Source organism: Mesorhizobium sp. M7D.F.Ca.US.004.01.2.1 (assembly GCF_003997785.1).
In the GTDB taxonomy this organism is placed as follows: Bacteria; Pseudomonadota; Alphaproteobacteria; order Rhizobiales; family Rhizobiaceae; genus Mesorhizobium; species Mesorhizobium loti.
The window spans coordinates 1-24,967 of the sequence record NZ_RZRQ01000033.1 but is presented as its reverse complement, the minus strand read 5'-3'; the positions used below and the strand labels follow the sequence as shown (position 1 = coordinate 24,967).

At 63.5% G+C, this 24,967-nt stretch carries 21 protein-coding genes and 1 riboswitch; of the genes, 12 read left to right on the top strand and 9 right to left on the bottom strand.

The annotated features are described in order from the left end of the window. Together EN993_RS08090 and EN993_RS08085 are read right to left on the bottom strand one after the other, a co-directional pair. The coding region (locus EN993_RS08090) for a CoA ester lyase (protein ID WP_245468695.1) at nt 1–774 on the bottom strand (774 nt) is incomplete at its 3' end. Nucleotides 775–777: 3 nt separating this feature from the next. After that, the gene (locus EN993_RS08085; RefSeq protein ID WP_109671518.1) at nt 778–1,230 is read right to left on the bottom strand and encodes a MaoC family dehydratase; all 453 of its coding nucleotides are present in this window, start codon (nt 1,228–1,230) and stop codon (nt 778–780) included. Nucleotides 1,231–1,383: 153 nt separating this feature from the next. On the opposite strand from EN993_RS08085, the gene EN993_RS08080 reads away from it, so the two are divergent. Then, on the top strand, nt 1,384–2,508 hold the full coding sequence (locus tag EN993_RS08080) for a DUF2336 domain-containing protein (RefSeq protein ID WP_127262882.1): 1,125 nt from the start codon (nt 1,384–1,386) through the stop codon (nt 2,506–2,508). On the opposite strand, the gene EN993_RS08075 is transcribed toward EN993_RS08080, so the two are convergent. Together EN993_RS08075 and parE are read right to left on the bottom strand one after the other, a co-directional pair. Beyond that, nucleotides 2,505–4,571, bottom strand: a complete 2,067-nt coding sequence (locus EN993_RS08075) for an FUSC family protein (RefSeq protein ID WP_127262881.1) — start codon at nt 4,569–4,571, stop codon at nt 2,505–2,507. The two genes, EN993_RS08080 and EN993_RS08075, sit on opposite strands and share 4 nt — an antisense overlap. 46 nt (nt 4,572–4,617) lie before the next feature. Further along, a complete protein-coding gene (parE, locus tag EN993_RS08070) occupies nt 4,618–6,672 on the bottom strand; it encodes a DNA topoisomerase IV subunit B (RefSeq protein WP_127262880.1) in 2,055 nt (684 codons plus the stop codon). A 238-nt stretch (nt 6,673–6,910) separates the two neighbouring features. Between parE and cpaB the strand changes: the two genes are divergently transcribed. From cpaB to EN993_RS08020, 10 genes are all read left to right on the top strand, one after another. Continuing rightward, nucleotides 6,911–7,837 (top strand): Flp pilus assembly protein CpaB, encoded by a 927-nt coding sequence (cpaB, locus tag EN993_RS08065; RefSeq protein ID WP_245462837.1) that lies wholly within the window; start codon nt 6,911–6,913, stop codon nt 7,835–7,837. Nucleotides 7,838–7,869: 32 nt separating this feature from the next. Further along, on the top strand, nt 7,870–9,315 hold the full coding sequence (locus EN993_RS08060; protein WP_109671514.1) for a type II and III secretion system protein family protein: 1,446 nt from the start codon (nt 7,870–7,872) through the stop codon (nt 9,313–9,315). A 4-nt stretch (nt 9,316–9,319) separates the two neighbouring features. Then, nucleotides 9,320–9,589 (top strand): hypothetical protein, encoded by a 270-nt coding sequence (locus EN993_RS08055; RefSeq protein WP_109671513.1) that lies wholly within the window; start codon nt 9,320–9,322, stop codon nt 9,587–9,589. A gap of 44 nt (nt 9,590–9,633) precedes the next feature. Next, nucleotides 9,634–10,848, top strand: coding sequence for a CpaE family protein (locus tag EN993_RS08050; protein WP_127262879.1), 1,215 nt, complete (start codon nt 9,634–9,636; stop codon nt 10,846–10,848). Then, nucleotides 10,845–12,266 (top strand): CpaF family protein, encoded by a 1,422-nt coding sequence (locus EN993_RS08045; RefSeq protein ID WP_127262878.1) that lies wholly within the window; start codon nt 10,845–10,847, stop codon nt 12,264–12,266. Before EN993_RS08050 ends, EN993_RS08045 begins: the two co-directional genes overlap by 4 nt. Nucleotides 12,267–12,270: 4 nt before the next feature. Further along, nucleotides 12,271–13,236, top strand: a complete 966-nt coding sequence (locus EN993_RS08040; RefSeq protein ID WP_127262877.1) for a type II secretion system F family protein — start codon at nt 12,271–12,273, stop codon at nt 13,234–13,236. A gap of 1 nt (nt 13,237) precedes the next feature. Next, the gene (locus tag EN993_RS08035) at nt 13,238–14,200 is read left to right on the top strand and encodes a type II secretion system F family protein (protein WP_127262876.1); all 963 of its coding nucleotides are present in this window, start codon (nt 13,238–13,240) and stop codon (nt 14,198–14,200) included. Between the two features lie 85 nt (nt 14,201–14,285). Next, nucleotides 14,286–15,107, top strand: coding sequence for a hypothetical protein (locus EN993_RS08030; RefSeq protein ID WP_127262875.1), 822 nt, complete (start codon nt 14,286–14,288; stop codon nt 15,105–15,107). Nucleotides 15,108–15,292: 185 nt separating this feature from the next. Beyond that, nucleotides 15,293–15,763: a tetratricopeptide repeat protein gene (locus tag EN993_RS08025; RefSeq protein WP_127262874.1), complete on the top strand. Its 471-nt coding sequence runs from the start codon at nt 15,293–15,295 to the stop codon at nt 15,761–15,763. A gap of 164 nt (nt 15,764–15,927) precedes the next feature. Beyond that, nucleotides 15,928–17,103, top strand: coding sequence for a GGDEF domain-containing protein (locus EN993_RS08020; protein WP_127262886.1), 1,176 nt, complete (start codon nt 15,928–15,930; stop codon nt 17,101–17,103). 9 nt (nt 17,104–17,112) lie between these two features. Here the strand turns inward: EN993_RS08020 and gcvP are convergent, their stop codons facing one another. From gcvP to gcvT, 3 genes are read right to left on the bottom strand one after another with little or no spacing between them, the layout of a single operon-like run. Then, a complete protein-coding gene (gcvP, locus tag EN993_RS08015; RefSeq protein ID WP_127262873.1) occupies nt 17,113–19,923 on the bottom strand; it encodes an aminomethyl-transferring glycine dehydrogenase in 2,811 nt (936 codons plus the stop codon). Nucleotides 19,924–19,940: 17 nt separating this feature from the next. After that, nucleotides 19,941–20,309: a glycine cleavage system protein GcvH gene (gene gcvH / locus EN993_RS08010; RefSeq protein ID WP_013531953.1), complete on the bottom strand. Its 369-nt coding sequence runs from the start codon at nt 20,307–20,309 to the stop codon at nt 19,941–19,943. A gap of 5 nt (nt 20,310–20,314) precedes the next feature. Then, on the bottom strand, nt 20,315–21,412 hold the full coding sequence (gcvT, locus tag EN993_RS08005) for a glycine cleavage system aminomethyltransferase GcvT (protein WP_127262872.1): 1,098 nt from the start codon (nt 21,410–21,412) through the stop codon (nt 20,315–20,317). Nucleotides 21,413–21,561: 149 nt separating this feature from the next. Then, a riboswitch (glycine riboswitch) is annotated at nt 21,562–21,648 on the bottom strand. Between the two features lie 292 nt (nt 21,649–21,940). Here gcvT and EN993_RS08000 point away from each other — a divergent pair. Then, entirely contained in the window at nt 21,941–22,942 is a 1,002-nt protein-coding gene (locus tag EN993_RS08000) for a hypothetical protein (RefSeq protein WP_109671503.1), read from the top strand. Between the two features lie 18 nt (nt 22,943–22,960). Here the strand turns inward: EN993_RS08000 and EN993_RS07995 are convergent, their stop codons facing one another. Together EN993_RS07995 and EN993_RS07990 are read right to left on the bottom strand one after the other, a co-directional pair. Continuing rightward, nucleotides 22,961–23,689, bottom strand: coding sequence for a GntR family transcriptional regulator (locus EN993_RS07995; protein WP_109671561.1), 729 nt, complete (start codon nt 23,687–23,689; stop codon nt 22,961–22,963). Between the two features lie 8 nt (nt 23,690–23,697). Then, nucleotides 23,698–24,966: a D-amino acid dehydrogenase gene (locus EN993_RS07990; RefSeq protein WP_245468693.1), complete on the bottom strand. Its 1,269-nt coding sequence runs from the start codon at nt 24,964–24,966 to the stop codon at nt 23,698–23,700. Nucleotide 24,967 lies beyond the last annotated feature (1 nt).

Sequence of the window (24,967 nt, the reverse complement as noted above, 5' to 3'; positions counted from 1 at the left end):
CGCTGCCGCGAACGCGGCGACGATTGCCGCCGATTGTCTCACGGCCTCGCCCGACGGCGTGAAGGCGGCGTTGATGACCGACACCTGAGCGGGGTGGATCGCCATCTTGCCGGTGAAGCCATCGCGCTCGGCTTCCATGCATTCCGCTTGGAAGGCCGCCATGTCGCGAAAATTCGGGAAGACGGTGTCGATCGCCGCGACCTCCGCCGCACCAGCGGCAAGTATTGTCATGGTGCGGGCGTGACGGAACACGTCCGTGTAGCGGCCATGTTCGTCGCGGGCCATGCGTGCGCCGATCGCCGCCGACAGGTCTTCCGCGCCCCAGGTGAGACCGGCAAGCCGCGCGCTCGTCCCGGCATAGGTGGCCGCCGCCAGCACGCCTGCCGGCGTTTCGGTGATGATTGGCAGGATCTTGATCGCGCCGTCGGCCAGGCCGTTTTCAGCCTCGCGAACCCTGAGCTTTGCCGACAGGTGCTGCACATCCTGGCCGCTGTTCGACTTGGGCAGCATGATGCCGTCGGGCTTGGCTGAAACGAGTGCCGCCAGATCGTCATCCGTCAGCCCCGTCGACAGGTCGTTGACCCTGACGTAGATCGCCGAGCTGGTTTGCGCCCTGCGCTCGGCGATGAAGCGCGCCGCCACCTCGCGTGCCAGCGCCTTGTTGTGCGGCGCCACGGAATCTTCAAGATCGACGATGACCACGTCGGCACCGGCACCAAAACCCTTTTCCAGTTTCCTCTCGGAATCGCCGGGGACGAACAGCAGCGAACGCATGCGTCAGATCGCCTTCTTCAGCATCATCGCTTGCCTGGTGCATTTGGCGACGAGATCGCCATGCTGGTTGTAGGCGCGATGCTCGAATTCGACGATGCCGCGATCGGGTTTCGATTTCGACTCCCGCACCGAGATGACTGTCGTCTCGACCCGGATGGTGTCGCCATGGAAGACCGGATGCGGAAACACGGTTTCCTTCATGCCGAGATTGGCCACCGTGGTGCCGACGGTGATGTCATTGACCGAAATGCCGATCATCAGCCCGAGCGTGAACAGCGAGTTGACCAGCGGCTTGCCCCATTCGCTCTTGGCGGCAAAATCGAAATCGATATGCAGCGGCTGCGGGTTCAGCGTCATCACCGAAAACAGCATGTTGTCGCTTTCGGTTACGGTCTTACGCAGCGTGTGCTGGAAGACATGGCCGACGACGAACTCTTCGAGATAAAGCCCGGCCATTTTCTCTCTCCTCCACTGTTTGACGGTTGATAGGCGCTGCATTCAGGGCTCGCAAGCCAGTTAATGAACATGGTGAACCGTTCGTAAACCATTTCTGCCTACGGTCCTGACTGGGGCCAGAAACCTTCTGGCAAGGGGCGTAAGCAGGCGGGCATGGTTGTTGTTTCGCATTTCCTGAAATGGATCTACACCGCCAGGGTGTCGGAGCGCGCCGCCGCGGCCAGCGCGCTGGCCCGGGCCTATGTAAATTCCGACCTGCCATTCGAGGACCGTTGCGCCGCCGAGGCAGCGCTGACGCTGTTGCTCGACGATGCCTCGTCGAAGGTGCGTCTGGCGATGGCCGAGGCGCTGTCCATGAGCCACCACGCGCCATTGCAGATCATCAGCGTGCTTGCCTCCGACCAGCCGGAAGTCGCCGGCGTGGTGCTGGCGCGCTCGCCGCTGCTCACCGACGCCGATCTCATCAACCGCGTGGCCTCAAGTCCGAGGGCGACGCAAAAATTGATCGCCGACCGGCCGCTCGTCTCGATGGCGCTGTCGGCGGCCATCGCCGAGATCGGCGAGGCGGAAGCCTGCGCCGTGCTGCTCGCCAACAGCGGCGCCGACATCGCTTCGCTCAGTTTCCGCCGCATGGCCGAACGGCACGGGCATCTGCCTTTGGTGCGCGAGGCGCTGATATCGGACGCCCGCCTGCCTGCCGACTGCCGGCATATGCTGCTCGTCAAGCTCGGAGAGATGCTGAAAACGTCGCCGCTGGTGATGGCATTGATGGGCGCGGCGCGCGCCGACCGCGTCATGCGCGACGCCTGCGTCAAGGCTTCGGTGACGCTGATCGAGGGCACGCGCCAGGAAGAGCATGCCGCACTGATCGAGCATCTCAGGCTGCGCGGCGATCTGACCGCGAGCTTCCTCATCCGCACCATCGCGCATGGCAAGGTCGACTTCTTCGGCTCGGCGCTGGTCGCGCTCAGCCAGCAGTCCGAACAAAGGGTGAGGGCGCTTCTGGCCGGCGGGCACGACGTTGCCTTGCAGGCGTTGTTCCGCAGCGCCGGCCTCGCCGCTGCCACGCATGCCATCATCCTGCGCGCGCTGAAGATCTGGCGCGAGGTCGCCAACGGCAAGCGCGTCGCCGGAGTGCAGGAGGTCAGCTGGCTGATGCTCAAGGAAGTGGGCGGGCAATCCGCCGAAGGCGATCTCGCCGCGCTGGTCAAGTCGATCCATCTCGATGCGCTGCGCGAAAACGCGCGCGGCCACGCGCTGGCGATCGCAGCCGCTTAACCTTTATCCCTCGCGAAGAAATCCGGAAAATCCTCCATCGCCGCGGCGATGATACGCAGCGATGCCGCGATCTGCAGCATCTCGCCGGTGCCGTTTCGTTGGGCGATGCCAGCCGCATATTGGCGGGCGACGGTGACCGTCGAGGTCTGTGGATCGCTGGGGGCGCGGAAGAGCAGTTCGCGCGCCAGCCCCCTCAGGAAGTTGGCAATCGAAAGCGCGGTCTCGGATGGGATGGCATGGCCCTGGCTTGCGTCGCGCAGCCGAAGGACCTCCAGGCCGACGGTGACGGCGGCGACGCCGCCGCCCAGAACCGCATCGCCTTTCTGACCGGCGTTCTGCACCAGCGGCATCAGCTGGTTGATGCGGTCATAGGCGAGGCTCTCGAAGGCCGAACGCCTCGGCACCCGCTCATGCAGGCAAAGCCGCGCCAGATCCTCGCGCATGGCGCGGACGATGCGATTGGCCGCCAGCCACGGATCGGCGGGCAGCACCAAGATGAAAACGCCGATCGCCAGCAGGATACCAACCAGCACCGATGCCGAGCCGGCGAAGAACGGGCCAGGATCGTAGGTCATCGCCTGATGCGGGCTGAGGAAAGCGAGGAAGTTGATGGCGAAGGCCGTGGCCACGCCGACATAGCGCGGATTGGCCATGCCCAGCGCCGTCGGCACCAGGATGGGCACGACAAACAGGACGAACCAGCCGAAGCCGGGCAGGGCAGGCATCGCGATCTGGCCGACCAGAAAGGCAAAGGGGAGCGCCAGCAGCGTTCCCTTGAAGAAGCCCCAGGCCACCTGTACCGGGTCGGGGCGAGCGGCAAACAGGCTCGATACGACGGCAACGAGAATGACCGTGCCCGCCGCTTCCGACCATTTCGTCGTCAGCCAGAAGGCCGCGACCAGCAGCGTGGCAAGGGCAGCGCGCACGGCATTGCGCGACGCGCCGGGGTAATCGCGATGCACCACCAGCGCAGGCTGCCTGCTGCCCCGGACCGGGCGCGTGGCAGGCGCGCGCAAGGCGTCGAGGCCGCGCAGCACCTGCTTGAGCGCCTCGGCGAAATCGGCGGCGATGGTGAGGCGGGTGATGGTGCCGACCCTGTCGTCGCCCTGGTCGGCCGAGGCATCGGGCATTTGCCGGGCCTTGGCCGAAATGGTGTCGAGCCGCGCCACCCAGGGTGCGGTGTCATCCAGCGCGCCTGACTTGGCCGCCAGTTCGCTGACAAGGGTCTGCAACTCTGAGCGCACCGGGATAAGTGCGGCGTTCTTCGGGGCAGCGTGCGAATGCAGCGCGCGTGCCGCCGACAGCGCCGAGAGCAGCTGTCCGATGGTGCGCCGGACCGGATGGGCGCGTGGCGCAAAACTCGGGGCTTCCAGCCTGGCATAGGCGCGCATCTCGCCAAGCGTCTGGGTGTCAGTGACCAGCTTTCGGTGCAGGCCGGAGAGCGTTGCGGGATCGCCGCCGGAGAACGCACCGCCGGCATAGGTCGCGAGATCGAGAATGCAGCGTTTCAGGCGCGAGATGATGGCGTCGCTCGCCAATTTCGGCAGGATCAGCCGGCTGGTCAGGCCGGCGCAGACAATGCCGAGCACGATCTCGGCACAGCGTGCGACGGCGAGGTCGACGACGAGGTGCGGTTGTCCGAAGCCGGGCAGGCCGATGATCATCGCGGTGTAGCCGGCAAGGGAGGCGCCATAGGCTTCGGGATTGCGCAGCAGCGACGAGACGAAGGTGCAAATGCCGATCCAGACGGCAAGCACCGTCACCAGCACCCAGGGGTTGGTGCCGAAAACCGTGGTGATGCCGATCGCCGCAACGCCGCCGGCAAGCGTGCCGAGCAGCCGGTAGAAGCCCTTCGCCAGCACCATGCCGGCAACCGGCTGAGCGACGATGAACACCGTCATCATGGCCCATTGCGGGTGGTCGAGTTTCAGCGCGTAGGCGGCCAGCAGCGCGATCAGGCCGGCCGAAACGGTGCGCAGGGCAAAAATCCAGTCCGAGCGCGTCGGTTGGGTCAACCCGGCTAAACTGGTTTCGAAATAGCCTTTCAGCCGCACCCAGGTCACATGCTCGTCTCCGCAACTGGAGCCCGTGTTATGGACCGGCTGGCGGCTAGATATCCAGCACTTCCGTCTCGGCGAATTCGGCGCGTTCCTGGATGAAGCGGAAGCGGGCCTCCGGCTTGGTGCCCATCAGTGCGTCGACGGCGTCCTTGGTCGCCGCCTCGGCATCGATCACATCGATCCGAAGCAGCGTGCGCTTCCTCGGATCCATGGTGGTTTCCTTGAGCTGCACGGCCATCATCTCGCCCAGACCTTTGAAGCGGCCGAGTTCGACCTTGCCGCGCCCGGTGAACTCGGTGCGCAGGAGTTCGTCCTTGTGCGCGTCGTCGCGGGCATAGGCGACCTTACCGCCTTGCCTGATCGAGTAAAGCGGCGGCACCGCAAGATAGAGATGGCCGCCGCGCACCAGCGCCGGCATCTCCTGGTAGAAGAAGGTGATCAGCAGCGAGGCGATATGAGCGCCGTCGACATCGGCGTCGGTCATGATGATCACACGGTCGTAGCGCAGATCCTCGTCGCGGTATTTCGAGCGCGTGCCGCAGCCGAGCGCTTGGATCAGGTCGGATATCTGCTGGTTGCCGGCGAGCTTGTCGTTGCCGGCACTGGCGACGTTGAGGATTTTTCCACGCAGCGGCAGGACGGCCTGGCTGGCGCGGTCGCGTGCCTGCTTGGCCGATCCGCCGGCCGAGTCACCTTCGACGATGAACAGTTCGGCGCCGGCCGCGGCATTTTGCGTGCAGTCGGCGAGCTTGCCCGGAAGGCGCAATTTGCGCACAGCACTCTTGCGCGACACCTCTTTTTCCTGCCGCCGGCGCACCCGCTCGTCGGCACGTGCGATCACCCATTCGAGCAGCTTCGAGGCTTCCTGCGGATTGTCGGCCAGCCAATGGTCGAACGGATCACGGATCGCGGTCTCGACAATTCGAATTGCCTCGATCGTCGCCAGCCTGTCCTTGGTCTGGCCGACGAATTCCGGCTCGCGGATGAACACTGACAGCATGCCCGCCGCCGAGATCATGACGTCTTCCGAGGTGACGATCGAGGCGCGTTTGTTGCCGACGAGATCGGCATAGGCGCGCAGGCCCCGCGTCAGTACGTTGCGGAAGCCGGCCTCGTGTGTGCCGCCTTCGCCGGTCGGGATGGTGTTGCAGTAGGAATTGATGAAGCCGTCGCCGCCGAACCAGGTCACCGCCCATTCGAGCGAGCCATGGCCGCCTTGTTTCTCGCTCTTGCCGGCGAAAATCTCGCGCGTCACCTGGAAGTCGTCGCCGAGCGATGCCTTGAGATAATCCTTCAGGCCGCCGGGAAAATGGAATGCAGCCTTGGCCGGTGTCGGATCCTTTTCCTTGATCAGTGACGGATCGCAGGTCCAGCGGATTTCGACGCCGCCGAACAGATAGGCTTTCGAACGCGTCATGCGGTAGAGCCGCGCCGGTTCGAATGCCGCGCCCTTGCCGAAAATCTGCTCGTCGGGGTGGAAGCGGATTTTTGTTCCGCGCCGATTGTGGACCTCGCCCAATTGTTCCAGGCCGGTCACGGGAACGCCGCGTGAAAAGCGCTGGCGATAGAGCTGGCGGCCACGTGCGACCTCGACCTCGAGATGGTCCGACAGCGCGTTGACCACGGACACACCGACGCCATGCAGGCCGCCCGATGTCTCGTAAACCTTGGAGTCGAACTTGCCGCCCGAATGCAGCGTCGTCATGATCACTTCGAGCGCTGGCTTCTTGAACTTCGGATGCGGATCGACCGGGATACCGCGGCCATTGTCGGTGACGGCGAGATAGCCGTCGGCCGAGAGTTCGACATCGATGAAGGTGGCATGGCCAGCCACCGCTTCGTCCATCGAATTGTCGATGACCTCGGCGAACAGATGGTGCATCGCCTTGTCGTCGGTGCCGCCGATATACATGCCTGGCCGGCGGCGCACCGGCTCCAGCCCTTCCAGCACCTCGATGTCGGCGGCGCTATAGCCTTCGCTGCCATCCTTGGTCGCGGCAGGACGCTTGGTGGCCTGAACCAGCGGATCCGCCGGCCGCGCCGGCGTGCGAACCGGCTGCGGCTGCTTGTCCATATTGCCGAAGAGATCGTTGTTGTCGTCCATGCCTGCCATAGGGTCCGATGCTGCGAATCACCTCGCGATACTGCCACGCTTTTCAGCGCCAAGCGACCGAGGTTCCTGTTCCGTTCGGGGATATGATCCTTCTTAACCCAAAACCATTCGATAACCAAGTCGGCGGAAATAGGTCGGATACCACCGTGCGAAATTCCTGATTCTTTAACAATGCCGCCTAGGGTTAAGCCCAACAAAACAAGAAACTGCGGGCATCAGGGGTTTCGGCGTGAGGGGCAAGGCCATATCGATGATCGGCATCGCCGCCGTTTTTGGCGCGATCTCGATCTTTGCCGCGGATTTCTGGGTCAAGAGCCAGGCCAAGGCCGATTCCGAAGAGAAGACGGCGTCGATCCCGGCACCTGTCGTGCCCAGGGTAGAGTTCAAGACCATCGTGGTGGCGAATGCGCCGCTGCGCTACGGCATGGAACTCGACCGGGCGCAGCTTAGCGAAATTCCGTGGTCGGAAGAGTCCGTGCCGCAGGGCGCCTTCACCACTATCAATGCGTTGCTCGCCGACGGCAGCCGCGTGGTGCTGTCGCCGATCGAAGTCAACGAACCGGTGCTGCTGACCAAGTTGTCCGGGCCAAATGGCCGCGCGACGCTCTCCAACATGATGACGCCCGGAATGCGGGCGGTAACCATCCGTACCGACGAGATCGCGGGGGTTGGCGGTTTCGTCACGCCGGGCGACCGGGTCGATGTCGTGCTGACACGCGATGCCGGCGAAATCCAGGAAGTGGCCAAGAACGCTCAGGGCGCTGCCGGTTCCACCATCACTTCCGAGATCGTCGTTGCCGATGCCAAGGTGCTGAGCGTCGGGCAGGGCGCCGACGAGCGCCAGACGACGCCGCAGATTTCCAATTCCGTGACCATCGAGGTGACGACCGACGGCGCGCAGAAAGTGGCACTGGCCCGCACCGTCGGCACCTTGTCCTTGTCGCTTCGGTCCTCCAGCGAAGGCGGAGACGACAAGAACGGCGTCACCACCATCTCTTCCTTCGGTGGATCGGTCGCCTCGAATGTGCAGGCCGCGGCCGGCTCATTGTTCGATGCCGTCACCAAGGAGCCGGAGAAGCCGAAGTTCAAGACGGTCATCGTAACGCGCGGCACAAAGGCCGAGGAATACCAGGTTCCTTCGCCGGACCAGAAATAGAAGCCAGTGGGGACTGGGTGAGGGACGGGACAATGTTCGGGCTGATCACATATAGGGTCATGGGACGGTTGCGCGTTTTGCGCACCGTGGCTGTCGCGGCTTCGCTGGCTGCCGCCACGATGCTGGCCTTCGGCACCTGCGCCAAGGCCGACAACGACATCGTCTATGTGTCGTCGACCAAGAATGCGTCGATCAAGGTTGCCAAGGGCAAGCCAAAGACGATCATGACAAGTGCCGCCTTCTACCAGATCGTCATCGGCGATCCGGAGATCGCCAACGTCAATCCGCTGACCGACAAGTCCTTCTATGTGCTCGGCAACAATCTCGGCACCACCGGCATCGCGCTGTTCGACGAGAAGAAGCAGCTTGTCGGCACCATCGACATTGAGGTGACGCTCGACACCGACCAACTGGCCAGCACCATTCGCGCCAGCGTGCCGGATGCCAGGATCAAGGTCGGCTCGGCCAATGGCCGTGTCGTGCTGTCGGGCGAGGCCGATGACGCCGTCGCCGCCGAAAAGGCAAACAAGATCGCGACGCGCTTTTCCGGCACCGAAGAGGTGATCAACTCGGTCAACATCTCGTCGTCGCAGCAGGTCCAGCTCAACGTCCGCTTCGTCGAAATCAACCGCCAGGCTGGCCAGGAGCTGGGTGCCAAGTACGCCGCCAATTTCGCCTACGGCATCGGCGGACGCGACGTGACGATCGATCCGGGTTCAGTACCGACCGCCGGCACCGGCGAGATCATCGGCCGGCTTTTGTCGAGCGGTGTGTCGATCGATATCGCCATCAAGGCGCTGGAAGAGCGCGGCTTGGCGCGGCGGCTGGCCGAGCCGAACCTGATCGCCCGGTCCGGCCAGACGGCGAGCTTCCTCGCCGGCGGCGAGTTCCCGATCCCGGTCTCCGAGGACAACGGCAAGATCTCGGTCAGTTACAAGAAATACGGCGTCAGCCTGGATTTCACGCCTACCGTCCTGAAGGACGGGCTGGTCAGCCTGGACATCGCGCCGGAAGTCTCCTCGATCGACGCTTCGGCCTCCTACAATATCGGCACCATCTCGGTTCCCGGCTTCATCGTGCGCCGTGCCAGGACGTCGGTCGACCTGAAGAACGGCCAGAGCTTCATGATCGCCGGATTGCTGCAGTCGCAAAACGACATCACCACGTCGCGCATTCCCGGTCTCGGCAAGATGCCGGTGCTTGGAGCGCTGTTCTCCTCGAAATCCTATCAGCGGCGTGAGACCGACCTAGTCATCATCGTCACCCCCTATCTGGTCAAGCCGGTCGATCCGTCGAAGAAGCTCGTCGAGCCGACCGACGGCACGCAGCCGGCCAGCAACGCCGACTATTTTCTCAACAACACCGAGGAAGTGAAGACGTCCGACGCCAACCGCGCGCTGGCAATGGCCGACGGCAGCGTCGCGCAGCCGGCTGCCGTCACCACGGTCGGGCATTTCCTCGACCTGCCGAAGGACTGAAGTCATGCGCCTGGTCTTGAGATCGAGCATCGCCTTGCTGCTGGCAGGTTTTGCCGCCGGCTGCACCAGCGACGACTATGTGCGCAGCGAAGGGCCGACGATCGGCGCCGGCGAAGCGCAGGCTGCCAACACCGTCATGCAGATGGTCGATCCCTGGAAGTACGGAGTCCAGAACACCAGACTTCTGGTGCCGGCCCAGCGAGGCGCCGCTGCGGCCGTCACCCCCGATCAGGCGGCCGAAACGAAGGCGTCGCAGTCCAGCACGACTAATTGATCCAACGGGCAACTGGTCCAATGGCGACCTGACAGGCTGACAGAATGGCAAACGGCATCAAGACCAGGAAGATCCTGCTCGTATCGACCGATAGGACCTTTGTGCAGGACATGCGGACCGCATTCGCCGCCTCCGAGATCATCCAGCTCTCGACAGTGGAGAAGAGTGTTACGGAGCTGCGCGGCGAGATCCAGGAAGCCGACTTCGGCGCCATCATCGTCGACATGGATGCGGCAAGACTGGAGGAGGTCGAGTCGCTGCAGCGCGTCATGCGCCGGCTCGAGGACAAGGTGCCGGTTGTCGTCGTCACGCAGGAGTTCAACGCGGCCGCGGTGCGCATTCTCGTGCAGCTCAAGGTCGCGGATTTCCTGGTCAAGCCGATCACCACCGCCGATCTCGTACGCTCCGTGGTGCGAGCGCTGCAAGGACCCGGGCGCGAGGAAAACACCGAGTCGCAGATCTACACCTTCATGCCGGCCGCGGGCGGCGTCGGCACCACGACGCTGGCACTGCAAACCGCTTTCCAGCTGCATCATTCGGTGACGCGCGGCGCCTCGACCTGCGTCGTCGACCTTAATTTCCAGCAGGGCGCCTGTGCCGAATATCTCGACCTCGAACCGCGCTTCGACATCACCGAGATCGAGAACCAGCCCGAGCGCCTCGATCGCCAACTGCTCGATGTGATGCTGTCCAAGCACGCCAGCGGACTTTGCGTGCTGGCGGCACCGACGCATCCGTCGGAAATGCGCTCGTTCAAGACCGATGTCGTGGTGCGCATGCTGGATCTCGTTTCGGCCTATTTCGACAATGTCGTCATCGACATGCCGCGCACCTGGTTTCCATGGACGGAGACGGTGCTGCTCGGTTCCAACAAGCTCTACATCGTCGCGGAGATGACGGTGCCGTGCCTGCGCCATACGCAGCGGCTGATCCAGGCGGTCTACGAGACCGCCGGCAAGGAGGTGAAGCCGAACGTCATCGTCAACCGCTTCGAACAGAAGATGTTCGACAACGGCATCAAGCAGGCGGACGTCCAGGAAATTCTCGGCGAGCATTTCGTCGGCGGCATCGCCAACAACTACCGGCTGGTGCGTGAGGCGGTCGATCGCGGTGTGCCGCTGCACGAGATCGATCCGAACGCCAATGTCATTAATGATCTGAAGAAGATCATCCTGCCGGAGGAAGCGGTCCCAACCCGAGCGAAATCACGCTCGCTGTTTGGCATGGGCCGTGGATTGCTGAAGAGGAAAGCCGGATGACCAGCCGCTTCTCCACTTTGCAGAACCGCGATGCGCGTCCGCAACGCTCTGCCGAGCCCATGCCAGTCGCCCATCATGCCGTCGTCATTCCGACGAACCGAAAGGCTTTGCCGGCAAAGCCTGACGCAGCGCCGGCAAAGAATGCCAACAAGGTGCTCGATGCGCGCGTGCGCATCCACCGGCTGCTGCTCGAGGAGATCAATCTCGTCGCGCTGGAGCGTTTGCCCAAGGATGAGATGCGCCGGCAAGTGCATGATTTCGTGTCGGAAAAGACCAAGCAGGAGCGGATGGCGATCAACACCGTCGAACTTGATGCGCTGGTCGACGACATCGTCGACGAGATGGTCGGCCTCGGCCCGCTCGAGCCGCTGCTCAAGGACCCCGACATCAACGACATCCTGATCAACGGCCACCTGAACTGCTTTGTCGAAAAGAAGGGCAAGCTGCAGCCGGTCCATATTCCGTTCAAGGACGAGGCGCATCTCTTGCGCATCGTCAACAAGATCGTTGCCGCGGTCGGCCGTCGCGTCGACGAATCGCAGCCGATGGTCGATGCTCGCATGCTGGACGGCTCGCGTTTCAACGCGGCCATCCGTCCGGTTGCGGTCGATGGACCACTGGTGTCGATCCGCAAGTTCTCCAAGAACAAGCTCGGCCTGCACAAACTGGTTGAATTCGGTGCCATCACCCAGAACATGGCCGAAGTGCTGGCGGCGGCGGTGCATGCCCGCAAGACGACGATCATTTCGGGCGGCACCGGTACCGGCAAGACGACCATGCTCAATGCGCTGTCGGCCTTCATTCCGGAAGATGAGCGGCTGATCACCATCGAGGACGCGGCCGAGCTGCAATTGCAGCAGCCGCATGTTGCGCGCATGGAAACACGTCCGGCCAACATCGAAGGCCATGGCGAGCTGAAGCAGCGCGACCTGGTCAAGAACGCGCTGCGTATGCGCCCCGACCGCGTCATCCTCGGCGAGTGCCGCGGTGAGGAAGCATTCGACATGCTGCAGGCGATGAATACCGGTCACGAAGGGTCGATGGCGACCATCCATGCCAACACGCCGCGCGACGCCATCTCGCGGCTTGAGCAGATGCTTGGCATGACCGGCATGCCGATGACGGTGCAGTCGATCCGCAGCCAGATCGCCAGCGCGCTCGACCTGATCGTCCAGCTGACGCGCCTGTCCGACGGCAAGCGCAAGGTGACCAGCGTCGCCGAGGTGACCGGCATGGAAGGCGATGTCATCCAGATGCAGGAGATCTTCCGCTTCGTGCGTACCGGCATGGAGGCCGACGGCAAGATCCTCGGCTACTACGAGGCGACCGGCATCCGGCCGCGATTCCTCGAGGATCTGCGCGCCATGGGCATCGAATTCCCCGGGCGATATTTCGAACCCGGCCGGCCGCAGGAGTAGCCAAGTGTTCGACGGGCTCAGCGCGATCTACGTCGTCTATGCCGCGGCTGCCCTTACCGGCATCCTGATCGCCGAGGCCTGCTACCTGCTTTATGCCGGCCGCAGCGACAAGCGCACCGCCATCAACCGGCGCATGAAGCTGCAGGAACACAAGATCAGCCAGGAGCAGGTGCTCGTCCAATTGCGCAAGGAGCGGGGCCTTGACGCTGGCACGCCGCTGTTTTCGCCGGACCGGTTCCGCGCTCTGCGAACCCAGTCGGGCATGATCATGCCGCTGTCGAAATTCCTGATGATCACCTGCGGTGTCGCATTCGCCGCTGGTCTGGTCGCCATCTGGTACGGCTTGCCACCGCTGATGGGACTTGTCCTGTTTGTGGTGCTTGTGCCGGTGCTGCCGGTGCTGACGTTGCGTTTCAAGCGCAAGCGCCGGCTGAAGCGGTTCGGCATGCAGCTGCCGGAGGCACTGGAACTGATCACGCGTGGCCTGAAGGCCGGCCACCCAGTGCCGGTGGCGATCGCCATGGTCGCGCGCGAGATGCCGGACCCGATCGGCACCGAGTTCGGCGTCATCGCCGACGAAGTGACCTATGGCTCCGATCTGGTTTCGGCGCTGAACTCGCTGTTCGACCGGGTCGGACAGGAGGATCTGCCGCTGTTCGTCACCGCCGTCTCGATCCAGACCAGTTCGGGCGGCAATCTGCGCGAGATCCTCGACGGCCTGGCGACGACAATCCGCGAGCGTGGCAAGCTGCGCCGCAAGGTGCGCGCCATTGCGACAGAAGGCCGAATGTCGGCCTACATCCTGACGGCGGTGCCGGCCTTGCTGTTTGCCGCCATCATGGCGCTGATGCCGAGCTTTTACCGCGACGTCTGGGGTGAGCCGAAGACCTGGTACCTGCTTGGTGGGTCGATCACCTGGCTGATGCTGGGCAATTTTATGATGTTCAAGATGTCGAATTTCAAGTTCTGACATGCAGGGCTTCATCGAATTCCTCGCCTCGCTCGCCCCGACCTCGTTGATGCCGGTGGCCATCCTGCTGCTGGCCGCGGGCGCTGCCGCTGTTGCATGGCCTATGATGGCGGCGAAGGGCGATCGCAATGAGGTCATGCGCCGGCTCAGGGTCGACAACGGTCCCCTGGCCGCAAAGCCCGAGCCGGTGCAGAAGAAGAATACCGGCGTCGTGCGCGAGAAGGCGGTGAAGCGGGCGCAGGAATTCTACGCCAAGAGCGATCCGGAAAATGTCGCCCGGCTGCGCATGAAGCTCATCCAGGCGGGATATATGGAGCCGCGCGCTGTCGGCATGTTCTTCCTGATCCGGTTCACCGCGATGATCGGCACGGCAATCGGCGTGTTTGTGCTCAACCGGTGGATGGCCAGCCCGGACGCGACAATGGCCAGCCGCTGGACATTCGTCATCCTGTCGGGAGCGGCCGGCTATTTCCTGCCTGGCCTGGTGCTGAGCCAGAAGGTGCGGGAACGCAGGCGTGAGTACCGCAACGGCTTTCCCGATTTCATGGACCTGATGATCGTCTGCTCGGACGCCGGCATGAGCATGGAGGCCGGCATCGAGCGCGTCTCGAAGGAACTCGCCAAGACCTATCCGGCGCTGAGCCAGAACCTGCAGCTGGTGTCGCTGGAGCTGAGGGCCGGGCGCAGCCTTGACGATGCGCTGAAGGCGCTCGCCGACCGCCTCAGCCTGGACGAGGTGCGCTCCTTCGCCACGCTGCTGCAACAGTCCAAGGAACTCGGCACCAGCCTGTCAGGAGCGCTGCGCGTCTTTTCCGACGATATGCGCCACAAGCGCATGTCGCTCGCCGAGGAAAAGGCGCACGCCCTGCCGGCCAAGATGTCGGTGCCAGTAGTGGTGTGCATCCTGCCGGTGGTGTTGATGATTGCGGCGATTCCAGTCATCGTCAAAATGACGGGGCACTAGCGAGCGCCCCACGAAAGCCCCAGCAGGGCTGACAGCCCATTATTCTGCCCGCATTCTGCCCCTGCGACGTGAGAAGCCCATGCGAATGCTGTTGCGTATTCTGTTCCTCGGCCTCGCCGCCGCCGGTCTGTCGCCCGCCTGGGCAGTGGCGGGCGATTGCAGCGATGCTGCCGCCTTGATGCAGCAGGCCTATCCCAAGGCTCGAAAGAGCGCCGACGGCGCCTCGTTCACGCTTGAACCCCATATCAGCATCGCCCTGGCGGATGCCGATTCGCCATTTGTCCTAGTCTGCAAGATATGGCCCGCCCATGACGATCTGCTGTTGGTCGCGGTGCCGCTGATCGACAGCACCCAATCCAGCGACGATGGGCATGTCGGCGATATCGAGCTTCTGGTCGTCGACAGGAACAGCCTCCAGGTGCGCCAGCGCCTGCTCCAGCCCAGGCTGATCACCGACGATGCCATCGCCATCCGCAAGATCGAACTCGATACCGGCCGCTATAGGCTGGCGCCCGAGGTCAGTGCCTTCGGCCTGCGCATCGAAATCGCGAACCATTCGCAGGCCAACCCCTTCAGTGAAACCGACCTGCGGCTCTATGCTGTCGCCGGCGATGCCTTACGGTCGGTGCTCGACGGCCTCGTCGTGGCCGGCAATGGCGGCGAAGGCGATGCCAGTTGCGCGGGATCCTTTCATTCGACCGAAGTCAGCCTGGCAATGAGCCCGACGAGCCATCACGGCTATCACGACATTTCGGTGGCCGAGCGGACGGATACCGACAACCCATCTCCCGACAAGGATGGCGAGTGCCAGTCCCATCCCGGCCAGTCGGTGAACCGGACCTACCGGCTGCGCTATGACGGCAGCCGCTACCCGGTTCCGGAGGCGCTCAAGGTCATGGGGCCGTGAAAGGCCGCTAACGACCTTGCTGCAGGGATTCTCTTCGAAATAACTCTTCGTCTTGTGCCTGGTGGTTAATGGCTGGTGTGCCCGAAACCAAATTTTGGTGACGTTTCGGCACCAAAGTTTAAGCGTCGCTGATATAATGTGTCTCCTGAAGAACGACCCGGCAAATCGGGCGATGAGGCAGGGGCATGCGTCACAGTAAGTTCACGGCAATGGCCGCGCTGGCGGCCGTCTTGATGATGTCTGGCTGTACGTCGAGTGGCGTCGACACGACCAAGACCACCGCTATCCAACCGGCGGCAAAAGACATCGACACCTCCGATCTGGCGCAAGGCAAGGCGCAGTTTCGCGACGCCAATTACGGCCTCGCCGAAAAGCACTTTCGCAAGGCCGTCGAGTTGAAGGCCGACAATGCGGAGGCCTGGATGGGGCTCGCTGCTTCCTATGACGAACTCGGCCGCTTCGACTTCGCCGACCGTGCCTACGGCCAGCTTTTGAAAGTCGCCGGCCGCAAGCCGCAGATCGTCAACAACATGGGCTATTCGCAACTGCTGCGCGGCAATCGCAAAAAGGCCAGGGCGCTGCTGCTCGAAGCGAAGGCCGGCATGGTCGATCCCACCGTCGTCAACGCCAACCTCGCTCTCTTGAACAAGGGTTGATCCGGTCGTTGCGTCCCAGGTCCGGTTTCGGGACATAAGGCATCGACGCTTTGTAAACCCTATCGGCAGGTTGCGTCGAAAGATCGGCTGAAAACCATGTCTGAGGACTGCCGCTGACCTAGAATACGGCGTAACCGCCGACGCTCGAGAGGCCCTTGCCCGATATGCTGGACTTCAGTTCGCTCCTGCTCGCAGCCGCGCTGTCGGGCATCTGCCTCAGCGTCACCATGTTTGCGATCTGGTTCACCGCGCCCAAGGCAGGCTTCGTGCTGACGGTGGCGTGCGGCATTCTGGTGCTGGTCGCGCATGTGATCCTGTTCTGGCGATACACCAAGGATCCCGATCTGCTGCTCTGTCAGATCGTGCTTGCGCTGCTCACGCTAGGGTTCCTGATCCTCTGCGTGTCGGCCATGCAATATCTGGGCGTGCACGGCTACAGACGCGCCATTGCACCGGCGCTTGCCGCCATGGCTATCTGTGCCGCCGTGACGTTCCTGGGTCTTGACGGTGTCGGCTTCATCATCACCTACACCACGGTGACGGCGCTGCTGTCGGCGATCGGCGCCATGTTCTGGATCAACGGCAGCCACGATCGCCGCATCCTGCTGGTGGTTTCGTTTCTGAGCGGCACCTGCGCGGTGTCGTTTGCGCTCTGCGGCGTGGTTCTGCTGACCAAGGGGCAATGGACGCTCGCCGTCGCGCCCGATAACTGGGCCGAACGGCTGAATTCCGTCGTGGCGGTGGCCTGCATGACCGGGCTCGGTGCATTGACGCTCTCCCTCCACCATCTGCAGGCGCAGATCGAGCTGAAGGCGGAGACCATGACCGACCCACTCACGGGGTTGATGAACCGGCGAGGGCTGATGTCGCTCTACGGCGAGCGGAGTTTCGGCCCGTTCATGTCTATCGTGATGTTCGACCTCGACCACTTCAAGCGGACGAACGATGTCTATGGTCACCCGGTCGGGGATCAGGTCTTGTGCCGTTTTGCTGCTGTCATCAAGAGATACGCCAGGACCGGCGTCGACGCCTTTCGCCTGGGCGGCGAGGAGTTCGCAATCGTCATGTCGCGGATGACGGACGAAAAGGCCTACGATCTCGCCAGCAAGATCGGCGTTGCCTTCGGCACCGAAATCGTTGCCACCCAACTCGGCAAGCTGCGCAGCACGGTCAGCGGCGGCATCGGCTTTGGCGAGGCAAGCGGCAGCAGCCTGGATAATGTGCTCGCCGAGGCGGACGCGGCGCTCTATGCCGCCAAACGCGCCGGACGAAATTGCGTCATCAGCCGCAAAAGAATGAGCAAGGCCGACCCGGTCGAGCCGGCCTTGCGCTCAGCGTAGTCTGAGAATTTATTCCGCTGCTCCCAGATAGTCCGACAGGGGCGGGCACGAGCAGACCAAGTTGCGGTCGCCGGCGACATTGTCGATGCGTGACACCGGCGGCCAGTATTTGGCTGCCGTGTCGGCGTCGCCGGCGGGATAGGCCGCCTCCAGGCGCGAGTAGGGATGGGTCCACTGGCCGGCCAGCACCTCGGCGGCGGTGTGCGGCGCGTTGACCAGCGGATTGTCGGCCAAAGGCCATTCGCCCTTGGCGACTTTCGCTGCCTCGCCTGCGATGGCGATCATCGCCTCGCAGAAGCGGTCGAGTTCCCGCTTGGGCTCGGATTCGGTCGGCTCCACCATCAGCGTGCCGGCAACCGGGAAGGACATGGTCGGCGCGTGGAAGCCGTAGTCGATCAGCCGTTTGGCGACGTCGTCGACACTGATGCCGGCGCTGTCCTTCAGCACGCGGGTGTCGAGGATGCATTCATGCGCGATGCGATCGTGCCTGCCCTTGTAAAGAAGCGGGAAGTGCGGCGCGAGCCGTGTCGCCACGTAGTTGGCCGAGATGATGGCGGTCTCCGTCGCCTGCTTCAGTCCGGCGGCGCCCATCATGCGGATATACATCCAGGTGATCGGCAGGATCGAGGCGCTGCCGAATGGTGCGGCCGACACGGCGTGCGCCGAACCTTCGGTGACATGTCCCGGCAGATAGGGCTGCAGATGCGCCTTGACGCCGATCGGGCCGATGCCCGGGCCACCGCCGCCATGCGGGATGCAGAAGGTCTTGTGCAGGTTCATATGACAGACATCGGCGCCGATATCGGCGGGCCGCGCCAAGGCGACCAGGGCGTTGAGGTTGGCGCCATCGAAATAGACCTGGCCGCCATGCTCGTGGATGAGGGCGCAGAGGTGGCGCGCACCTTCCTCGTAGACGCCATGTGTCGAGGGGTAGGTGAACATCAGCGCCGCGAGATTCTTGGAATGCTCGTTGGCCTTGGCCCTCATATCGTCCATGTCGATATTGCCGTCCTCCAGGCAGCGCACGACGACAACGCTCATGCCGGCCATCGCCGCACTCGCCGGATTGGTGCCATGCGCGGAGGAAGGGATCAGGCAGACGGTGCGATGGCCTTCGCCGCGCGCGCGATGATAGGCGCGGATTGCAAGCAGGCCGGCATACTCGCCCTGGCTGCCGGCATTGGGCTGCAGGCTGACGGCGTCGAAACCGGTGATCTCCGACAGCCATCCTTCCAGTTCGCCGATCATGGCGCGATAGCCGGCCGAATGGCTTGCCGGCGCGAAAGGATGCAAATTGGCGATTTCAGGCCAGCTTACCGGCATCATTTCCGCCGCCGCGTTGAGCTTCATGGTGCAGGATCCCAGCGGGATCATGGTGCGGTCGAGCGCCAGGTCCTTGTCGGCCAGCCGGCGCAGCAAGCGCATCATCTCGGTTTCCGACTTGTTTTCGCGGAAAACAGGCTGGGTCATGAACTCCTTGCCGCGCGGCTTGCCGGGCACCGTGCTGTCGGTCGACGAAGCGGCCTTGGCGTCGAACAGGGCCGCGATCGCATCGAGATCGGCATCGGTCGAGGTCTCGTCGAAGCTGATGCCGACATGGTCGGCATCGATGATGCGCAGCAGCCGGCCGGTCTTTTCAGCCGCAGTGGCGATCCGCGCCGCCTTGCCCTTGGTCTCCACCGTCACCGTGTCGAAACGGCTGGCACCGATCACCGACACGCCTGCCGCTTCGAGGCCGCTTGCCAGACGATTGGCCAGCGTGTGGATGCGCCCGGCAATCGCCTGCAGCCCGGCGGGGCCATGCCAGATCGCATAGGCGGTCGCCATGTTGGCGAGCAGCGCCTGCGCGGTACAGATGTTGGAGGTCGCCTTGTCGCGGCGGATATGCTGTTCGCGTGTCTGCAAGGCAAGCCGGTAGCCGTGACGTCCCTTGCTGTCGGTCGACTGGCCGACGAGGCGGCCGGGCATCAGTCGCGTCAATTTGTCGGAGACGGCGCAATAGGCGGCGTGCGGCCCGCCAAAGCCCATCGGCACGCCAAAACGCTGCATCGGGCCGACGGCAATGTCGGCGCCAAGTTTGGCCGGCGCATCGGTCAGCGCCAGGCCGAGCGGGTCGGCGATGAAGACGACGATGGCGCCGGCCGCCCGAGCCTTGTCGATCGCCGCCTTGTGGTCGCCATAGACGCCAAACGTATCCGGCCAGGAGACGAGCAAAGCGGCGGTGTTGTCGTCGATCGTCTCGCCGTCGATCTCGATGCCGAGCGGCTCGGCGCGGGTGCGCACGACATCGAGCGTCTGCGGGTGCGGCGTGCCGGCCAGCGCCACCTTGGTGCGCTTGTCGCGGTGGTGGCGCAGCGCAATGCCGACGGCTTCGGCGACGGCGGTCGCTTCATCGAGCAAGGAGGCCGATGCCACCGGCAGGCCGGTCAGTTCAGTGACCAGCGTCTGGAAGTTGAACAGCATTTCGAGCCGGCCCTGGCTGATCTCGGCCTGATAGGGCGTGTAGGCGGTGTACCAGGCCGGGTTCCCGAACAAATTGCGCTGGATGACCGGCGGCACGTGGACGCCGTGATAGCCGGCGCCGATGAAGCTTTTCAGCACCGTATTTTTCGCCATGGTCGCCGACAATTCGGCCAGCGCTTCTGCTTCGCTGGCCGGCGCGGGCAGGGCCAGCGGCACGTCGAGGCGAATCGACTGCGGCACGGCCTGGCTGATCAGCGTCTCGACGGACGGAACGCCGATCACGGCAAGCATGGCTCTGACATCGTTGACGCTCGGACCGATATGGCGGGCCGAGAAGGGAGTGAGTGCTGCGGTCATGTCAATACGTCCTGATATCAGCCGATATGGGCTTTGTAGGCGGCCTCATCCATGAGGCCCGCGAGTTGGCTTTCGTCGGCAAGCTTCATCTTCCACAGCCAGCCGGCGCCGGTTGCCGCCGAATTGACCAGTGACGGGTCCGACGACAGCGTGCCGTTGGCTTCGGTGATCTCACCATCGACCGGCGCGTAGACGTCGGAAGCCGCCTTGACGGATTCGACCACGACGGCGGTATCGCCCTTGGTCAATTTCTTTCCGGTCTCCGGCAATTCGACGAAGACGAGATCGCCGAGCTGTTCCTGCGCATAGTCGGTGATGCCGACAGTGGCGATGCCGCCCTCGACGCGGAGCCATTCGTGATCTGATGTGAAATAGGTCGTTGCCATGGAAATCATCCTTTGCGGTAGCGATGCGGAGTGAAGGGCAGGGAGCTGATGTCGACTGGGATTTTCGTGCCGCGAACATCGGCAAAGACCCGCGTTCCGGGCTTGGCCAGCGGTGCCGCGACATAGCCCATGGCGACCGGATGGCCGGCCGAGGGGCCGAAGCCGCCCGATGTGACATGGCCAGCGGGCTTGCCGTCGGCATCAAAGAGCGCGGCACCGCCGCGCACCGGCTGGCGGCCTTCCGGTTTAAGCCCAACTCGCTTTTGCGCGGGTCCTCGTTCCACGGCGGCGCGGAGCGCATCGGCGCCGATGAAAGCGCCGGAAGCGCGGATGTCCTTCGGGATGGCCCACATCAAGGCGGCGCTGGCCGGGTCGGTCTCCGGCGTGATGTCCTGGCCATGCAGGCAGAGCCCTGCCTCCAGCCGCAGGCTGTCGCGGGCAGCCAGCCCGATCCACAGCACGCGTTCATCGTCGAGCAATTTCGCAACGAGATCGCGCGCATCGGCCTCCGGCAGCCCGATCTCGAAACCGTCCTCGCCGGTATAGCCCGAGCGGCTCATGAACCAGTTCTTCCGCGGTTCCACACCGTGCATGAACAGCAGCGAGCCGGTCTCGATGCCGGCGCGGGAAAGAGCAGCCCAGGCCTCCGGACCCTGGATCGCGAGAAAGACGCGGTCGAGCGGCTCGACCTTGGCGTCGAAATCCGCGGCAAGCGCACGCAAATGCTTTTCGTCGGCCACGGCGTTGCCGGCATTGGCGACCACCATGAATCTGATATCGCCAAGCCTGGTGACGATCAGATCGTCCAGAATGCCGCCTGCCTCATTCAGGAAGAAGGACAATTTGGACTGCGAAATCTCGAGCGCGCCGACGTCCAGCGGGCAAGCACGGTTGAGCAGCGCAACCGCCTCCGGTCCGCTGACCTCGAACAGTTTCATATGCGAGATGTCGAACAGGCCTGCCCGTTCGCGGGTGTGAAGATGTTCCTTCATGACGCCGGCCGGATAGGTCAGCGGCATCGACCAGCCGGCAAAGGCGCCAAAGCGCGCACCGGCGGCCATGTGGATATCTTCTAGGGGGAGGTGTTTTGTGTCGCCCGTCATGTCGTCTCCAGAGTCGCACGCAATCGGTCGCGAATGGCGACCAGTCCGTGCCCCTCTGTCTGAAGCCTGAGAGACTCGCGCTGCCGGAACTCTGTCAGCGGCGCTTACACCTTCGGCGCGGGGGCAAGCCCCGACTTTCCAGAGTGTCTTTCCCGTCTACGGTTCTTTTGCCTGAGAGATTTCGGGCGATTTCCCCTTCGGCGGCAGCTTTCGCTGCTCTCTCCCGCAAACAGGTAGGACTCAGACCCTGAGTCCTCGACGCGCCATCCATAGCTTGTGCGCGACGGCTTGTCACCTGTCAGCGACATCTAAAGCGCGTCGCGCTGAAACGGAGTCAGGCGACGCACTTTAGCTCTCTGTTTTGATGCATGTCGTTCGCCCAAACCCGCGGCACACTTTTGGGCGACATGCATTGGCCCACAAGTCTTCGCTAACCACGCCGTTTGCCGGTTTTTCAAGACACTGCTGATATGGTGGCAGGCATGACGCTTTGGGGCTGGTATTGCCGGCGGCGGACGGGGACGACAAATGGGCGAATTGATCATGAGTGCGCCGGTGGCCGGGCTGACCTCGAAAAGCAGCATCGCCGCGGAGGATGTGGCGATGCTGCGCCATGAGGTGTTCGGCGATGGCGTGGTGACGCGCGGCGAGGCCGAGGCGCTGTTCGCGCTCGACGCCACGGCCAAGGACAAATGCCAGGAATGGCCGCCCTTCTTCATCGAGGCGGTCACCGACTACATCGTCCACCAGGAAAAGCCGTCGGGCTATATCTCGCAGGACAATGCCGACTGGCTGATCCGTACGATCTCGCGTGACGGCATGGTCGACAGCCGGACCGAACTCGAATTGCTGGTCCATGTGCTGGAAGAGGCGAGATCGTCGCCGGGTCAGCTTTGCGTCTATGCGCTGGAGCAGGTGGCGCATGCCGTTATCGACGGCAAGGGGCCGCTGATGCTCGGCGGCGCACTGGTTCCCGGTTTGATCGCCAAGGCCGAGGTCGAGCTGCTGCGCCGGATCCTCCATGCCCATGGCGGCGACGGCAACATCGCCATCACCCGCGCCGAGGCCGAAGTGCTGTTCAGGATCAATGAGCGGACCGCTCAAGGACACAACGATCCGTCCTGGAACGACCTGTTCGTCAAGGCGATCGCCAATTTCGTCATGTGCTCGGCCGGCTATGAAGCGCCGACGCGCGATGTGGCGCTGCGCCGTGATGTCTTCCTCGAACACGCCGATCCGGAAATCGGCGGTTTCTTCAGCCGCATGATCTCCGGCGGTCTTGCCGGCATCATGGAAGCCTATCGGTCTCCAGGCGACATCGAGGCCGAGTGGGAAGCCAAGAACAGGGCGGCCGAGGCCCTGGCCCGCCGCGCCGAGACGATCGATGCCGGCGAAGCCGGCTGGCTGATCGAGCATATCGGCGCGGACCGGCCTCTGTACGAGAACGAACGCGCGCTGCTGACGCTGATCAAGCACGCCTCGCCGGAAATCCACCCGGCGCTGAGGCCGCTGCTCGACAAGGTCGCCTGACCGGCAAAGGTTGCCTGATCAGATCTGGCCTACATCGATGTATATCCGGGCGAGGCCTTCCCGAACGGTCGACATGGCATCGGCGACACTGATGGCGATGTGGTCATGCATGAGCCTGGCGGCGCTGTCGGCATCGCGGGCGACCATGGCCCGGGCGATCTCGCTGTGTTCGGTGTAAGTCGTCGACAGTCGCCGGTGCTTCTCCACTTCGATCTTGCGAACGAAATGGATGCGCGTGTTGATGCCTTCGAGCATGCGCGCCAGTTCGGGATTGCCTGACAGCCTGGCGATGCGGATGTGAAATTCCTCGTCCCTGGCGGTCAGTTCGGCGCTGGAAAATGAGTCGGCTCGCGCCATGGTCAGCGTCCACCAGTCGACGAGCGCGGCGAGTTCCTCATTGGTCGCGCGCTGGATTGCCAGCCTGAGGGAGCGGTCCTCGAGCACGGCCCGCACATCGGAAAGATTGACGATTTCGTCGACATCGAAGCCGCGGCAGAAGAAGCCGCGATTGGTCTGGAAGGTGATGAGTTCCTCCGTGACCAGCCGCTGGAGGGCCTCCCGGATCGGGCTGCGGCTGACGTTCAGCCTCGCGGCAAGCGCCACTTCGTTGATGCGTTCGTTCGGCTTGAAGCGATAGTCCATCGCCATCCGACGGATCTCTTCATAGACACGCGGGCCGGTCTTGATTGGCTTGGATGCCGACGCCGCATTGTTGTCCTGGTTGCTTTGCCTGGTGGGTCGGAGCATGGCGTCGGTCAAGCCTTTGCGGCGCTTGGTTCGGCGAACCGCGCCTGTGTGGGAAGGATACCATCGAGGGCGATTGGTGCAGCCCGGCCGGCGATCAGATCGGCGACGATGCGGGCCGATCCATGCGCCATGGTCCAGCCGATATGGCCGTGGCCGGTGTTCAGCCAGAGGTTTTTGATGTTGCGCAGGCCGAGGATCGGCAGATTGTCGGGCGTCATTGGTCTCAGACAGGCCCGCATCTCGGCGCGATCATAGGCGATACCGCGTGGAAAAAGATCCTGCGTGACACGCTTCATGAACACGAAATCGGAGGGTTTGTGGCTGCGATCATAGCCTGCAAACTCCGCGGTGGCGGTGACGCGGATGCGATCGCCCATCGGCGTGATGGCAACGAGGTTATGCTCATCGATCACGGGAAGTTTTGGCGCCAGGGCCTGGTCGACGATGGGAATGGTCAGGGAATATCCCTTGATCGGGTAGATCGGCAGGCCAAGGCCGATCTTACGGGCGAGGATCGGGCTTTCCGCGCCCAGGCACAGAACGTAGGTGTCGGCCAACACCTCTCCCTTGTCGGTGACGACCCGGGTGATCGCGTCGTTCCTGCGTTCGATCCCGACGATCCTGGTGTCTGTCAGGATCTTGCCGCCCCTCGTTTCGACGATGGCCGCCAGTGCGCGCGTGAACTTGGCGGCGTCGCCGGTTTCGTCGGTCGGACACAATATGCCGCCAGCAATGCCGCCGCGCGACGAAGTCAGCGCCGGCTCGCGGTCAACGATTTCCTGCGCGTCGACAATGCGGATCTCCTGGCCGTCGGCCTCCAGCAGGCGCATGTTGGCAACGCCCTTGTCGAGCGCCTGACGGCTGCGGTGGAAGTAAAGAATGCCGGCCGAGGTCCTGTCGTATTGGATCGCTTCCTCCCTGACGACCGCCTGCAGGACCGATTGGGAATGGACTGCAAGCCGATGTTTGAGCAGCGTGTTGCGACGCGCCCTTGCGGCCGTGCACTCCCTCAGGAAGCGCAGCGACCACGAGTAGAGATGCGGGTCGGCGGAGAGTTTGAAACGAAGCGCCTGGTCTTTCTGGAACAGCGACTTCAGCAGGATTTTTGGGGCGGCTGGCGATGACCAGACGAAAGAGTGACCGGGCGCGATCATGCCGGCATTTGCCCAGCTTGCGCCCTCGGCCACCTGCGGTGCCTGCTCGAGAACGGTGACCTGATGGCCATCCTTTTGCAGCTGATAGGCCGTGGTGATCCCGACCACGCCCCCGCCCAAGATC